Here is a 13,668-nt window from a genome sequence, read left to right on the forward strand (position 1 = left end):
TTTCGCATGCAGCGCTTGTCTTGGCAACGCTTTAAAGCAATTGTCAATAAATTGCTTGTATTTCGTAAATGTAGTTCCCTTCAAAATCAAATGACCGCCATAACGCTCGTCATTAAATAAAGGATGTCCTATGTGTTTGAGATGGGCTCTAATTTGGTGCGTACGTCCGGTTTCTAACTGGCACGAAATCAAAGTAACGTAACCAAAGCGCTCTAGAACTTGGTAATGGGTAATCGCTGGTTTCCCAATTTCAGGATCAGCAAAAACGGCCATTTGCATACGGTCTTTCAAGTGGCGTGCTAAGTTTCCTTCGATCGTTCCTTTTTCTTCTTCAACATTCCCCCACACTAAAGCAATGTATTCCCTTTCGGATGTTTTTGCTTCAAATTGCTTGGCTAGGTGCGTCATCGCCGCCTCTGTTTTAGCAATAACCAGTAAGCCTGAGGTGTCTTTATCAATACGATGTACTAATCCTGGGCGCTCACTGCTGTTCATAGGCAAGTTGTCAAAGTGGTATGCCAAGGCATGCACTAAGGTTCCTGTATAATTTCCGTGTCCTGGGTGAACCACCATTCCGGGTTCCTTATTGATCAACAACAAGGCATCGTCTTCGTAAACAATATTCAACGGAATATTCTCAGCGATAATATGGTTCTCATACGGAGGATGCGTTAACATCACACGTACAACATCAAATGCTTTTACTTTATAATTCGATTTTACAATCGCATCATTTACAAAAATATTACCTTCGGTAGCGGCATTTTGGATTTTGTTTCGGGTCGCATTTTGAATCAGTCCCATTAAATATTTGTCAATTCGCAAAGGAGCTTGCCCTTTAGGAACTTCAAATTTAAAATGTTCAAATAATTCTTCTTCTTCTAATTCAACCGGCTCTATATTATTGTTCATTTGGTAATTCTTCTGATGTATTTCTAATGCTATCGTTAGCAATATCTTCTTCATAACTCGCTTTTCCGTCTCCTAAAACCAAATCAATTTTAGACGATTTCAAAACTTTATCTCCCGCCTTGATGCTTCTACCTTTGTAACGCATGTCAAGAACCATGTCTTTTCCTAAATTAGGAATGTAAGTTATTGTACCTTCTTCAAGACCTAACGCCTTAAGAGTTGGTACTGCTTCACGGTATGTTTTTTCAATTAAATCAGGCACTTTCACTGATGAAAATCCGGAGCTGTTGATTTTAATATAAACCTTACGTCCTTCCTTTACCTTCGCTCCCGGCAATGGATCTTGCTGAACCACACTGTATTTAGGATAATCGCTGCGGTAATCTAAACTATCTAGCAGGACATAATCTAAATCGATACCGTCTAATTTCTCTTCCACTTGCTCCTCAGTCAATTTGCTCAAATCAGGAACCGTAATTTCATTTCCGTGATTAGTAGTAAAGGTCAACCAGTGCATAAACAGGTAACCTAACACAGCAATTATTAAGGCTGCAAGAAAAACTTGTGTAAAAAACACACGGCTAGTAAGGTATTTACGTAAACTCATAAATTTATTTTTATAATAGGGCAAAGATATAGCTTATTCGTTTCAAAAAAAATGATAATTTTGTTTAAGCTTAGAATACTAGTTTTTATTCGAAGCTATTCCCGCTATCCGCTTTATTCCCACCAAAAAAATGGTGGGCGATACCGCTGCTATCGGGGCTAAAAACGAACTGTTTTCAGAACATATAACTTAAACAAATGAAAAATATTGCCATTATCATGGGCGGTTATTCCAGCGAATACAAGATCTCTCTCATCAGCGGAAACGTAGTCTACAACAATCTTGATAAAAGTAAATACAAGGGTTTTCGTATTCATATTTTCGAAGAAAAATGGGTGTATGTAGATGATAATGAAACCGAATATCCCATTGATAAAAACGATTTTTCAGTTACAGTTAATGGTACTAAAGTTAATTTTGACTGCGTTTTCAATGCGATTCATGGAACTCCAGGTGAAGACGGACTCATGCAAGCCTATTTTGAACTGCTTAAAATTCCGCATACCTCTTGCGGTTATTACCAAGCGGCATTGACTTTTAATAAAAGAGACTTATTATCTGTTTTAAAGCCATACGGAATTAAAACGGCCATATCCTATTACTTGAACAAAGGAGATGCTATCGATACTGCTGAAATTGCTGCCAAAGTTGGAATGCCTTGTTTTGTGAAGCCAAATAAAGCAGGATCAAGCTTCGGAATTTCGAAAGTAAAAACCGAAGCCGAATTGCCAACCGCAATTGCAATGGCGTATAAAGAAGACGACGAAATTATTATTGAAAGTTTCCTTGATGGTACCGAGGTTTCAGTAGGAGTTATTGAATACAAAGGAGAGGTAGTTGTATTACCAATTACCGAAATTGTTTCAGAAAATGATTTCTTCGACTACGAAGCAAAATACCAAGGAAAGTCACAGGAAATTACGCCTGCACGCATCTCTGATGAAATGACTGCTAAAGTTGCAGCTATTGCTAAGCGTGCTTATGAGGTTTTAAAAATGAAAGGATTCTCACGATCTGAATTTATTCTTGTAAACGGTGAGCCACATATGTTAGAGATGAATACGATTCCGGGATTAACCACCGAAAGTTTGATTCCGCAACAAGCAGCCGCAGCTGGAATATCCTTAGAGGATTTGTTTACTAACGCTATCGAATTGTCATTTTAAGAAATTAAATAGCACTTTCTGCTCTTGTCACAACGGTAAATGCACAAAGTCAAAAAACCACACTAAATGAGAAAAGCCATCTTTCCAGGGTCATTTGATCCTATTACACTCGGTCATGAAGACATCATCAAAAGAGGGATTTCTTTATTTGATGAAATTGTAATAGCCATAGGAATCAATGCCGATAAAAAATATATGTTTCCTCTTGAAGAACGAAAGCGCTTTATTGAAGAGACGTTCAAAAACGAACCAAACGTAACCGTAATTACCTATGAAGGCCTTACGATTGACTTGTGCAAGAAAATAAAAGCCGATTTTATTTTGCGTGGTTTGCGTAATCCTGCCGACTTTGAGTTCGAGAAGGCCATTGCGCATACGAACAGGCATTTGTCTCAAATAGAAACCGTCTTTTTGTTGACCGCAGCGCGAACGTCCTACATTAGCTCCAGCATCGTAAGAGACGTGCTTCGCAATGGTGGCGAATACGAAAAATTAGTTCCTAAAGCTGTTCGAGTAAAATAAATGTATTGGTAGCGTTTTTCAGCTTAGATCAAAAATTACACTAGATTAAAAATAAGGGTGTTGCCAGCGCAATTAAGCGAGCAACCACAAACAAAACAAAAAATGAGCATAGAAAGAGAGTTGAACAAACGAGCAGGGTCAAAATGTGAATTATGTGGGTCTACAGAAAACCTGAAAGTGTACGAAGTACTACCGATTAAAAAAGGAGGTTTAGACGAAGCAGTCATGACTTGTGCGATTTGTAAAGACCAAATTGAAAATCCCGGAAACGAAGATTTGAACCACTGGAGATGCTTGAACGATAGTATGTGGAACGAGAACAGTGCAGTTCAAGTGGTTGCTTGGAGAATGCTTAGTCGCTTGCGTTCTGCTGGTTGGCCAAAGGAATTATTAGACATGATGTATCTCGATGAGGATTTACTTGCCTATGCGCAAGCAACAGGTGAAGGTGAAGAGGATGAAAACAAAATTATTCATAGAGACAGTAACGGCGTGATCTTAGAACACGGTGATTCTGTAGTGCTAATAAAAGACCTAAAAGTAAAAGGATCGAGCATGGTCGCAAAGCAAGGAACAGCTGTGCGTAACATTCGCCTAGATCATGAAAATGCCGAGTACATCGAAGGAAAAGTAGATGGTCAAACGATTGTGATTATTACGCAGTATGTGAAGAAGACTTAGCTTCAGAGCTTCAGAGCTTCAGAGTTTCAAAGCTGCAAAGTTTCCAAGTTTCTAAGTTTTGAGTTTCAGAGCTGCAAAGTTGCTGAGTTTTGAGTTTTAGAGCTTTGAAGCTATTAATTGTGGTTTTATTTTAAAACTAAAAAAAAACGTTAGTAGGAATCGAGTTCTTACTAACGTTTTTTGTTTATTTCTTCGGTTTTACTTTTACTTCACTTTGGTCGAATCACTAGTTACTCTGCACTAATCACCAATCACTAATCACTATTTACTAATCACTATTTACTCTAAACTAATCACTAGTTACTAATCATTAATTACCAATCACCAATTACTATTCACTAGTTACTCTAAACTAATTACTAATCACTATTCACTAAAAAAAACTACTCTTCTTCCTTCTTAATGACCTTTCTCGCTACTTCAATTTTAAACTTTTTGCCTTTCATTTTTTCGTCTCTAATGTTGTGCAATAAGTCTTTGACTTTATTGAATTTTACCGCAGCGAAGGAAATGAAATCTTTTACTTCGATTAGGCCTAGATCGCCTTTTTCTAATTTTCCTTTTTGAGAAAAGAAACCAACAATATCAATTTTGTTTAGTTTGTTTTTCTTTCCACCACTAATATAAATGGTTTGGTATAAAGGGGGTTTCGGTAAAGCAACGCTAGTAGGAAGTTGGTACACATCCATACCGTAATCCAGGTATTCCATTTTTTTCTCACTGTCATGAGCTATAACGTAAGCCGTTCCCGAGGCTGTCATACGTGCAGTACGACCATTCCTGTGTGTGAATTCGTCTTCCTTAAGTGGTAAATGGTAATGAATTACGTGATTCATCTCAGGGATATCTAAACCACGAGCGGCTAAATCAGTAGTGATTAAGTAGCTTACACTTCCGTTACGGAATTGGATAAGGGCACGTTCGCGCTCGTCTTGATCCATTCCTCCGTGGTAGTAGGTGGCATAAATTCCTTTTTCGTTCAAAGTATCACTAATACGTTCTGCAGCATCTCTATGGTTACAGAATACAATAGCAGCTTCTGATTTTAGAGAACAAATCAACTGAAACAAGCTGCCTATTTTGTCTTTTTCCTTAGATACGACTAGTTTTATGGCTAGGTTCGATTCTTCCTCGTTTTCCGGGATGAAATCAAGAATGGTAGGATTGACTACTCTCGTGTATTTTGGAATCTCAATATCAGAGGTTGCCGAAACGAGAATACGCTTGTTTAGCTTTGATAATTTACCAATGATAAAAGACATTTGCTCGTGGAAACCCAATTGCAATGATTTATCAAATTCGTCTAGCACCATTGTTTGGATTTTATCCAATCTAAAAGTACCACGATCGATATGGTCCGCAATACGTCCAGGAGTTCCAATAAGAACTGCGGGAGGATTGCTTAGGTTTTTGATTTCAGTATCAATAGCGTGACCACCATAACATACATTGACTTTATAATCGGTTCCCATTTTTTTCCAAACTTGCTCAATTTGAAGTCCTAGCTCGCGTGAGGGAACCAGAATTAAACATTGCACCGATAAAATTTCGGGTTGTAATAATTCTAAAATGGGTAATAAAAAGGCTAATGTTTTCCCTGAACCGGTAGGCGACAGCAGTAAAATATTATTATCATGTAAGATGGCATCTTGAGCCCTGTCTTGCATTTCGTTTAGCTGAGTTATACCTAAGTTCTTAAGTATGTTTTGTGGGAGGTGTTTACTATTCATGGCGCAAAGGTAATTAAAAAGTTTTCACTTTTTTGGCTACTATTTACGATGCTGCTCGTGATTTCTTCGCGTGAGGGATAGAAGTGAGCTACCAAAGTAGCACGGATAGCCCGACAGCTTACGCAATAGAGGCTACTATTTATGATAATTAGTAGCCTCTATTGCGTACGATGGCACGCCCAAATGATTATTTTAGGACTGTGTGACTGGCTCTTCCTCGAAAAGTAACTTGATGTTCTCGTAGGAGTTTTTGAGCAGCTCAGGAATGTCGTTGGGATGTACCCAAGCAACTTTCTCGATTCCTTCCTCTAATTGTCCTTGCGGTGTTCCCTCAAAATCCGACTGCATTTCGAACCAGTGTGTAATTTTAAGTTTATACACGCCGTTGCGTTTAAAGATGTGGTAGGTTTTTTGCAATTTTTTGATAATGCGGAGTTGGTTGACACCCGTTTCTTCCTCTACTTCACGCATAGAAGTCCCTTCGATATCTTCGCCTTTTTCGGTTCCGCCCTTGGGTAAATCCCATTTTCCGTTTCTGAAAATGAATAAAACCTCTCCTTTTTTATTGTAAACAAGACCGCCTCCCGCTTTGTTAACAGGAATTTTTGCCTTAAGGGTTTTCATAATCTCTTTTTCGTCCGGATGGTAGAGATAAGCTTTTTGAATTTTATTTTGAAAAATTTTAATAATAAGTTGTTCGATATCAATACTCTCTAATAAGAATAGTTGAAAGTCCGTTTCTTTTGATATTTTATTTGTCAAAAAAAGTGGTTTGTCGTTCACAAAAACTTTATACATTTGTACTATGATTTTTAATAAAGATACTGCCGAAAAAACAGCCGAATTGCTTTTACAAATAAATGCAATTAAATTGAATCCAGGAAATCCTTTTACATGGGCTTCCGGATGGAAATCGCCTATTTACTGTGATAATAGGTTAATACTCTCATTTCCAGCTATAAGAAATTATGTTAGAGATGAATTTGCAAAAAATATCGAAAAACAATTTGGGAAGCCAGATGTTATTGCTGGAGTTGCGACTGGAGCGATAGGAATAGGTATTCTTGTGGCCGAAAGCATGGGACTACCCTTCGTTTACGTTCGTCCAGAGCCTAAAAAACATGGTCGTCAAAACCAAGTAGAAGGATTTTTGCAAAAAGGGCAAAATGTAGTAGTTGTCGAAGATTTAATTAGCACAGGAAACAGTAGTTTAATGGCTGTCGAAGCTTTGCGTGCCGCAGGTGCCAACATTAAAGGAATGGCGGCTATATTTACCTATGGTTTTGCAGTTGCTGAGGATAACTTTAAAGCTGCTAAATTGGATTTGTACACTTTAAGTAACTACCAAAACTTATTGAACTTAGCAGTAGCGAAAAGTTATATAACAGAGAAAGAAGAAGAAACTTTGAGAGAATGGAGCGTTAGCCCATCGACTTGGGGAGTTAATATTGAAAAATAAAAAAAGATGAACTTAGAAAGTCCTAAAGTTACCGTTGAAAAATCAGCACAAGAATTATTTAATTTATTGAGTGATGTAAATAGTTTTGAGAAATTAATGCCTGAGAATATTGCAAAGTTCGAGGTTATTGGTGACGATGCTTTTATTTTTGGTTTAAAAGGTATGCCAGAAATTAAACTTAAAATGAAAGAGAAAGTAGCTCCTTCTAAAGTAGTTTTAGGAGCGGCTAGTGATAAACTTCCTTTTACATTAATTGCTAATATTGAGGCGGTATCAGATGCGTCTAGTGCAGTAAAATTGGACTTCGAAGGTGATTTTAACCCTATGATGGCTATGATGATTAAAGGACCTATTGGAAAATTTATCGAAACATTGGCTGGGAATATGGGTAAACTATAAGTGCCAGAATCAATTCCTGATTGGGTAAGATTGTAAGGATCCAACATAAAAAAAACGGTAGTAAGTGTATACTTGCTACCGTTTTTATTTTAGGTTTTATTTTAAATGCGATTTAAAAAAAGCTATTGTTCGTTCCCAGGCTAGATCAGCGGCGGGTTTGTCAAATCGAGGAGTGGAGTTGTTGTGAAAACCGTGATTTACATTTGGGTAAATGTAAGCAGTGTACTCAACCTTATTTGCTTTTAGAACAGCTTCGTATGCTGGTAATCCTTCGTTTACTCTGGTATCCAACCCTGCATATTGCAATAATAAGGGTGCTTTAATTTTTGCTGCTTCTTCGGCAGTGGGTTGTCCTCCGTAAAAAGGCACTGATCCGGATAGTTCAGGAAGTCTAACCGCCATCATATTAGCAATCCAACCTCCAAAACAGAAACCTACGACACCTATTTTTCCGTTGCAGTTTTCATGTTTGCTTAAATAATCATAGGCAGCAATGAAATCTTCTAGCATTTCGTTACGATCGCGTTTTTGTTGCATGACGCGGCCATCATCATCATTTCCGGGATAGCCGCCCAAAGGCGATAGCGCATCAGGGGCTAGACTGATGAATCCATCTACAGCGCATCTACGCCCTACATCTTCGATATAGGGATTAAGTCCGCGGTTTTCGTGAACGACAATGATACCAGGTAATTTCTTTTTGGTTCCCTCCGGAATCGATAGTAATCCTTTTATTTTTCCGCCTCCTTTTGGAGAATCGTACGTAATATAATCAGAATTCAGTCTTTCATCATTAGGCTGCACGACTAATGTGTCGATATAATTAGGCGAAATAAAACTAAGTAACGACCCAACGGTAACGGTTCCGACTGCGTACAGGGATAATTTAGCAAGGAAATCACGGCGTTCTAATTTGTTGTGAGCGTATTGATCGTATAATTCAAATACTTCTTGAGGGATGTCTTCTTTATTTAGTAGTTGCATGTTAAAGTGGTAATGGTTGTACAATAGAAAGCTCTAAAATAAGTTTTTTTAGCACGTAACTTTGAATTTTAACGTTTGTTTTCTTTGTTAAACAGCGGTTTATGCTTTTTATTTCAGGTTGATGGTTCGAAAAGTAAGATTTACTCGTGCTGTGCTTACGCGGGTTGTGGGAGGCAAGCGGTGCAGCCAATGCGACTGCGTTTGCTCCTTCATGACTAAAATACTGCCGTGCGCTAATACTTGCGAAACTACCTCTTTTGTTTCTTTGTGTTTAAAAGCAAATTTCCTTTCGGCGCCTAAACTAACGGATGCAATAGCGCCATTTTTTTTTAATTCTTTCTCTCCATCGCTATGCCAAGACATTCCTTCGGCACCATTATGATATAAATTAAGTAAGCAAGAGTTATAGGTTTCTCCCGTGGTATCCTCAATTATTTTTTTTAATTGTAGTAGTTCAGGTGTCCATACTAAAGCCTCTTTTGTAGTTTTAGAATAGGTATAACTAAAGGTGGTGTCACCATACCAAGCTACTTTACGTTTGGTTATAATTCGTTTTCCAAAAATTACTGCTTCATCATTTTTCCATTCTATGGTTTCTAAAAAAGTGTTGAGGTAAAAGTTGGCTTCCGCAATGGAAAGCACCGGTCCGTAGTAGATTACGGTTCCATCGCTGGGTAATAGGTTTGTGTTTTCGGGAGAGGTGGTGGTAAATAAATCCATCTTTACAGGCTGTTTTAAAGAAGTACAAGGTCGGGAATTGTTTTGAAACGGACTTGTGAATTTTTGTTAAAAAAGTGAACAGAACTTATTTTGCGTAAGGGATTGCAGTGAAAATCCTCCCTTTTTTTAGGGAGATTGTAACGAAAAGCGCGACCTTGTTGCCAAGACAGTAGTGATTTTAATGGATTTTTACTGCAACAAGGATACGCCAATGAAAAAAATCGTTATTGAGGATAGGGATAAGTTGCATTTACTAATTTCTAATGCACTTAAATGCAGTTGTTAATAATAAGTTAAACCAATATGTAATGTGTAAACTAACGGTGTTTAAAATTATTTTTGATAATGAATAACCAATAAATAACCACTAAATGAAGAAAATTCTCATTCTATCTGCTTTTAGTGCATTGATGATCGCTCCGGTAGCTTCGAATGCACAATCGAGTAGAGAAAACAAAAAGAAGAAAAATGCGCCTGTTGCAGTAGCGCCTCCCGTTAAAAAGCCAGAAACTGGAATTAAAGAATACGATAAAGTAATTACCAAAGAGGCTGTATCCGACGCTGGACTGTTTACGGTGCATCGTGTAGACAAAAAGTACTACTTTGAAATCCCGAATAATTTATTGAATAAGGACATGCTTTTGGTGAGTCGTTTGTCTAAACTGCCTTCGAATTTAGGTGGTGGTTATGTGAATGCGGGTTCAGAAACGAATGAGCAATTGGTGGTTTGGCAGCGCTTTCAAGACAAAATTTTGATCAAAGTGAAATCGTATGCAGCGATTGCTGACGACAGTTTGCCTATTAGTATCTCAGTTAAAAACAACAATTACGAGCCTACATTGTATGCTTTTGATATTGCTGCTTTTAGTAAAGATTCAACTAAAACAGTCATTGACGTGACTAAGTTTTACAGCAGTGATGTAAAGGCTATTAGTGGATTATCGTCTTCAATGAGAGATGCTTACAAAGTAAAAGGATTGGACGACTCCCGTAGTTTTATTACGGCTATGAAAAGTTTCCCGATGAATATTGAAGTGGTACAAGATTTCACCTACAATGCCGGTAAACCACCTATTTTAGAAGATACCGAGACTATTAGTTTGCAAATGAATCAATCGATGATTTTGTTGCCTGAGGTTCCGATGATACCAAGAATTGCCGATTCTAGAGTTGGTTTTTTCACTGTTAGTCAATACGATTACGGTAGCAACCAATTAAAATCAGATAGCAAAACGTACATCCGTAGATGGAGGCTAGAGCCAAAAGATCCTGCGGCTTATGCTAGAGGAGAACTGGTAGAACCTGTGAAACCTATCGTTTACTACATCGATCCTGCGACACCAGAAAAGTTACGTAAATACATTAAGCAAGGAGTGGAAGAGTGGCAAAAGCCATTTGAAACCGCTGGATTTAAAAATGCTATTATAGCGAAAGATCCACCTACGAAAGAGGAAGATCCTGATTTTAGCCCTGAAGATGCTCGTTATTCTGTGATACGCTATGTAGCAAGTACGACTAGAAATGCGGTAGGACCAAGTGTATCTGATCCAAGATCAGGTGAAATTATCGAAAGTGATATCATTTGGTACCACAATCATTTGCGTTCGTACAGAAACCGTTATTTGTTAGAAACAGGTGCAGCTAATCCTTCGGCTCGAACGTTGAATACCAATGATGAAGAAATAGGAGAGATGATGCGTTTTGTTATCGCTCACGAAGTGGGTCATGCATTAGGTTTTCCGCACAACATGGGAGCTAGTAATGCCTATGCTGTTGAAGATTACAGAAACGGTGCTTTTACTCAAAAAAATGGAATTGCAGCTAGTTTAATGGACTATGCTAGATACAATTATATAGCGCAACCAGGCGATAAAGGCGTTCGTTTTATCCGTCAAATGGGACCTTATGATCACTACGCTGTGAACTGGGGTTACCGTGTTATTCCTACTGCGACTTCACCTGAAGCTGAGGTTGCTACTTTAGATAAATGGATTTTAGATAAAGCAGGAGATAAAATGTACAAGTACGGACAGCAAAGTAGTAGTTTTGATCCTACCTCACAAACAGAGGATGTTGGCGACAATTCAATGAAAGCGAGCACATACGGAATGAAAAATTTGAAGTATGTTGCTGAAAACTTAGCAAGCTGGACGAGTGATGTAACGAACAACTACGAAGATTTAGATGAATTGTACCAAGAATTACACGATACCTGGAGTAGGTATGTAGGTCATGTGGTTACTAATGTGGGAGGAGTTTTTGAAGATTTAAAAAAACCAAATCAAAAAGGAACTGTGTACGATGTAGTATCTAAAGCGCAACAGCAAGAAGCCATGCAGTGGTTGCAAGCTAATGCCTTTGCTTCACCAACTTGGATGGTCAATATTCAAACCTTAAAGGATATCGATTATGCAGGTTATACAGAAAGATTTAGAGCACTTCAGGTTAGACATCTTAATAATGTAATGAGTCTAGAGCGAATTGGTCGTTTGATGGATGCTGAAATTTTAGGGTCAAATAACTACAAGGCTTTGGATTTATTGCGTGATATGCGAACTGGAATCTGGAAAGAAACCGCTACTGGTACTAGTGCAACGATTTACCGTCGTAACTTACAAAGAGCATATATTGAAAGAATGGAGTACTTGATGAAAGAGGAGATCAAACCAAGTAGAAACGGACAGTATTACAATGTATCGCAATCTGATTTACGTGGTTTAGTGAGAGGCGAGCTTAATAGCTTAAAAACTACTCTAAATACAGCAAAGAACGGTGCTGTAAATACAGAGACTAAGTACCATTATCAAGACTGTATCAAGAGAATTGATATGATTTTGAATCCAAAATAATAGTATAGTAACAAAAAAAAATCTGCTTTCGAGCAGATTTTTTTTTGTCTTATTTGTAATGATTTATTTCTTTTCCGGCTTTTTTTCTGGAGCTGGTTTTACCGCTTTGTTAGGTTGTCGGTATAATTCTAAGTTTGTCTTGCCAATTCGCTTTTCCAACCAAGAGTTCATTTTATTTAAAAGATCCTCGTTTAACGGCTTTTTAGAATCGTATAGTAATACAGGTACCGTTTGAACACTATCGGTATTGGCATTGAAAATATGATTAGAAACTGAGATGTTTGTGATTTCGGGAAACAAAATTTGGATTTCAGCTAACAAGGCTCTGTTGTCATAAGTCCCTGCGGTTATTTGTTTTTTCAAATTTAGAATGGTAACATCTTTTTCACTTAAGACGGATTTATTGAACTTTATTTCATTCAGAATATCACTCTTTAAGTCAGTTGTATCTTGTATTACGCGTAATTGGGTATTTGTAATGTTATAGTCCTTTAATTTACTATTAAATGCTTTAATCTCAGTAGTTGAGAATTTTTTACTTAAAAATCCAAGATCTAATTTTTTAGGGCTTTCAGTGAATTTTGTTTTTTTATATAAAATAGCGATTCCTTTATTCGAGAATTCATTTTCAATGAAAATATCAATTTGGTGTTGGTAGTTTTTTTGCTGAATTAATTGATAAGCAAAATAAATACTCGGCAAAATCAGAATAGTAATTAAGGTCGAAATGATGTATTTTACTCTCTTTTCGCTTTTTTCATCTAATTGCTTAGCCTTTGGATACTTTAAATAGGTAACGATAAAAAAAGTAGATATGCAGATAAATACACAGTTGATAGAGTACAAGTAAATAGCTCCAAAAAAGAATTTCATACTACCTATTGCAATTCCGTATCCGGCCGTACATAAAGGAGGCATCAAGGCTGTTGCTATTGCTACTCCGGGAATTGGATTTCCTTTTTCAACACGTGTAATTGCAATAGCACCTACTAAACCACCTGAAAAAGCTATTAATATATCGTAAATATTAGGAGCAGTTCTAGATAATAATTCGGGTTGGGTTTCCTTAAACGGACTCAAATAAAAATAGATTGCTGAAACTATCAATCCTACAAATGTAGCAATCCCTAAATTTTTTAAAGATTTTTTTAGCAAACTAAAATCGAATACACCTAATCCAAAACCAGCACCAATGATTGGCCCCATTAAGGGTGAAATTAACATGGCACCAATAATTACGGCTGCAGAATTTACGTTTAATCCTATCGAAGCAATCACAATGGCACAAGCCAAAATCCAAAGGTTGGCTCCTTTAAAAGAGATGTTAGACTTTACATTTTCAAGAACTTTAAACTTGTTGTCTTCTCCCGCACTCAGATTGATGTAGGCTAGTATTTGACTAATTATTGTTTTCATCGGGATTCGCTTTTAAGGTTTGCTTTAAGCATAGGAATCCAATAATTCCTGCTGTTAGTGACGATAGTAAAATTACAAATTTAGCATGACTGATCAACACCTGATCATCAAAGGCCAATAAAGTGATAAAAATGGACATAGTAAATCCTATACCGCCTAGAAAACCAACACTAATAATCGTTTTCCAACTTAAATCAGCAGGGAGTTTACAAAAACCTAAAGT

Annotated in this window: 14 protein-coding genes; 6 read left to right on the forward strand and 8 right to left on the reverse strand. The window is 37.3% G+C overall.

From position 1 onward, the window contains the following. The coding region (locus tag P8M54_RS07495; protein WP_300286809.1) for an RluA family pseudouridine synthase at positions 1-912 on the reverse strand (912 nt) is incomplete at its 3' end. Beyond that, on the reverse strand, positions 902-1,519 hold the full coding sequence (locus tag P8M54_RS07500; protein ID WP_300286811.1) for a PASTA domain-containing protein: 618 nt from the start codon (positions 1,517-1,519) through the stop codon (positions 902-904). The genes P8M54_RS07500 and P8M54_RS07495, both read right to left, overlap by 11 nt. A 197-nt stretch (positions 1,520-1,716) precedes the next feature. Between P8M54_RS07500 and P8M54_RS07505 the strand changes: the two genes are divergently transcribed. The 3 genes from P8M54_RS07505 to P8M54_RS07515 all read left to right on the forward strand — a co-directional run bounded on the left by P8M54_RS07505 (position 1,717) and on the right by P8M54_RS07515 (position 3,888). Continuing rightward, a complete protein-coding gene (locus P8M54_RS07505; protein ID WP_300286813.1) occupies positions 1,717-2,685 on the forward strand; it encodes a D-alanine--D-alanine ligase in 969 nt (322 codons plus the stop codon). Positions 2,686-2,751: 66 nt separating this feature from the next. Further along, positions 2,752-3,207, forward strand: a complete 456-nt coding sequence (gene coaD / locus P8M54_RS07510) for a pantetheine-phosphate adenylyltransferase (RefSeq protein WP_300286815.1) — start codon at positions 2,752-2,754, stop codon at positions 3,205-3,207. A gap of 102 nt (positions 3,208-3,309) precedes the next feature. Further along, entirely contained in the window at positions 3,310-3,888 is a 579-nt protein-coding gene (locus tag P8M54_RS07515) for an alkylphosphonate utilization protein (RefSeq protein ID WP_300286817.1), read from the forward strand. Positions 3,889-4,271: 383 nt separating this feature from the next. Here the strand turns inward: P8M54_RS07515 and P8M54_RS07520 are convergent, their stop codons facing one another. Beyond that, a complete protein-coding gene (locus P8M54_RS07520; RefSeq protein WP_300286819.1) occupies positions 4,272-5,618 on the reverse strand; it encodes a DEAD/DEAH box helicase in 1,347 nt (448 codons plus the stop codon). A 192-nt stretch (positions 5,619-5,810) separates the two neighbouring features. Then, positions 5,811-6,416, reverse strand: coding sequence for an NUDIX domain-containing protein (locus tag P8M54_RS07525; protein WP_300286821.1), 606 nt, complete (start codon positions 6,414-6,416; stop codon positions 5,811-5,813). Between the two features lie 7 nt (positions 6,417-6,423). On the opposite strand from P8M54_RS07525, the gene pyrE reads away from it, so the two are divergent. After that, the gene (gene pyrE / locus P8M54_RS07530; RefSeq protein ID WP_300286823.1) at positions 6,424-7,077 is read left to right on the forward strand and encodes an orotate phosphoribosyltransferase; all 654 of its coding nucleotides are present in this window, start codon (positions 6,424-6,426) and stop codon (positions 7,075-7,077) included. 6 nt (positions 7,078-7,083) lie between these two features. Next, complete coding sequence (locus P8M54_RS07535) at positions 7,084-7,476, forward strand: SRPBCC family protein (protein WP_300286826.1); 393 nt, start codon at positions 7,084-7,086, stop codon at positions 7,474-7,476. A gap of 96 nt (positions 7,477-7,572) precedes the next feature. Here the strand turns inward: P8M54_RS07535 and P8M54_RS07540 are convergent, their stop codons facing one another. Continuing rightward, on the reverse strand, positions 7,573-8,460 hold the full coding sequence (locus tag P8M54_RS07540) for a dienelactone hydrolase family protein (RefSeq protein ID WP_300286828.1): 888 nt from the start codon (positions 8,458-8,460) through the stop codon (positions 7,573-7,575). Between the two features lie 108 nt (positions 8,461-8,568). Beyond that, positions 8,569-9,180, reverse strand: a complete 612-nt coding sequence (locus P8M54_RS07545; protein WP_300286830.1) for an alpha-ketoglutarate-dependent dioxygenase AlkB — start codon at positions 9,178-9,180, stop codon at positions 8,569-8,571. 371 nt (positions 9,181-9,551) lie between these two features. Between P8M54_RS07545 and P8M54_RS07550 the strand changes: the two genes are divergently transcribed. Beyond that, positions 9,552-12,029, forward strand: coding sequence for a zinc-dependent metalloprotease (locus P8M54_RS07550; RefSeq protein WP_300286832.1), 2,478 nt, complete (start codon positions 9,552-9,554; stop codon positions 12,027-12,029). 63 nt (positions 12,030-12,092) lie between these two features. Here P8M54_RS07550 and P8M54_RS07555 read toward each other — a convergent pair whose 3' ends face one another. Further along, on the reverse strand, positions 12,093-13,445 hold the full coding sequence (locus tag P8M54_RS07555; RefSeq protein WP_300286834.1) for a TIGR00341 family protein: 1,353 nt from the start codon (positions 13,443-13,445) through the stop codon (positions 12,093-12,095). Beyond that, a partial coding sequence (locus tag P8M54_RS07560) for a Na+/H+ antiporter NhaA (RefSeq protein WP_300286836.1) occupies positions 13,429-13,668 on the reverse strand: 240 nt, incomplete at its 5' end. The genes P8M54_RS07560 and P8M54_RS07555, both read right to left, overlap by 17 nt.

The sequence above is a fragment of the Flavobacterium sp. genome (assembly GCF_029242675.1).
Lineage (GTDB): Bacteria > Bacteroidota > Bacteroidia > Flavobacteriales > Flavobacteriaceae > Flavobacterium.

Coding starts and splice junctions, on each gene's coding strand:
- pyrE (WP_300286823.1), top strand. CDS start 6,424: ATGATTTTTAATAAAGATACTGCCGAAAAAACAGCCGAATTGCTTTTA.
- P8M54_RS07520 (WP_300286819.1), bottom strand. CDS start 5,618: ATGAATAGTAAACACCTCCCACAAAACATACTTAAGAACTTAGGTATA.
- P8M54_RS07505 (WP_300286813.1), top strand. CDS start 1,717: ATGAAAAATATTGCCATTATCATGGGCGGTTATTCCAGCGAATACAAG.
- P8M54_RS07535 (WP_300286826.1), top strand. CDS start 7,084: ATGAACTTAGAAAGTCCTAAAGTTACCGTTGAAAAATCAGCACAAGAA.
- P8M54_RS07515 (WP_300286817.1), top strand. CDS start 3,310: ATGAGCATAGAAAGAGAGTTGAACAAACGAGCAGGGTCAAAATGTGAA.
- P8M54_RS07540 (WP_300286828.1), bottom strand. CDS start 8,460: ATGCAACTACTAAATAAAGAAGACATCCCTCAAGAAGTATTTGAATTA.
- P8M54_RS07550 (WP_300286832.1), top strand. CDS start 9,552: ATGAAGAAAATTCTCATTCTATCTGCTTTTAGTGCATTGATGATCGCT.
- P8M54_RS07555 (WP_300286834.1), bottom strand. CDS start 13,445: ATGAAAACAATAATTAGTCAAATACTAGCCTACATCAATCTGAGTGCG.
- coaD (WP_300286815.1), top strand. CDS start 2,752: ATGAGAAAAGCCATCTTTCCAGGGTCATTTGATCCTATTACACTCGGT.
- P8M54_RS07525 (WP_300286821.1), bottom strand. CDS start 6,416: ATGTATAAAGTTTTTGTGAACGACAAACCACTTTTTTTGACAAATAAA.
- P8M54_RS07500 (WP_300286811.1), bottom strand. CDS start 1,519: ATGAGTTTACGTAAATACCTTACTAGCCGTGTGTTTTTTACACAAGTT.
- P8M54_RS07545 (WP_300286830.1), bottom strand. CDS start 9,180: ATGGATTTATTTACCACCACCTCTCCCGAAAACACAAACCTATTACCC.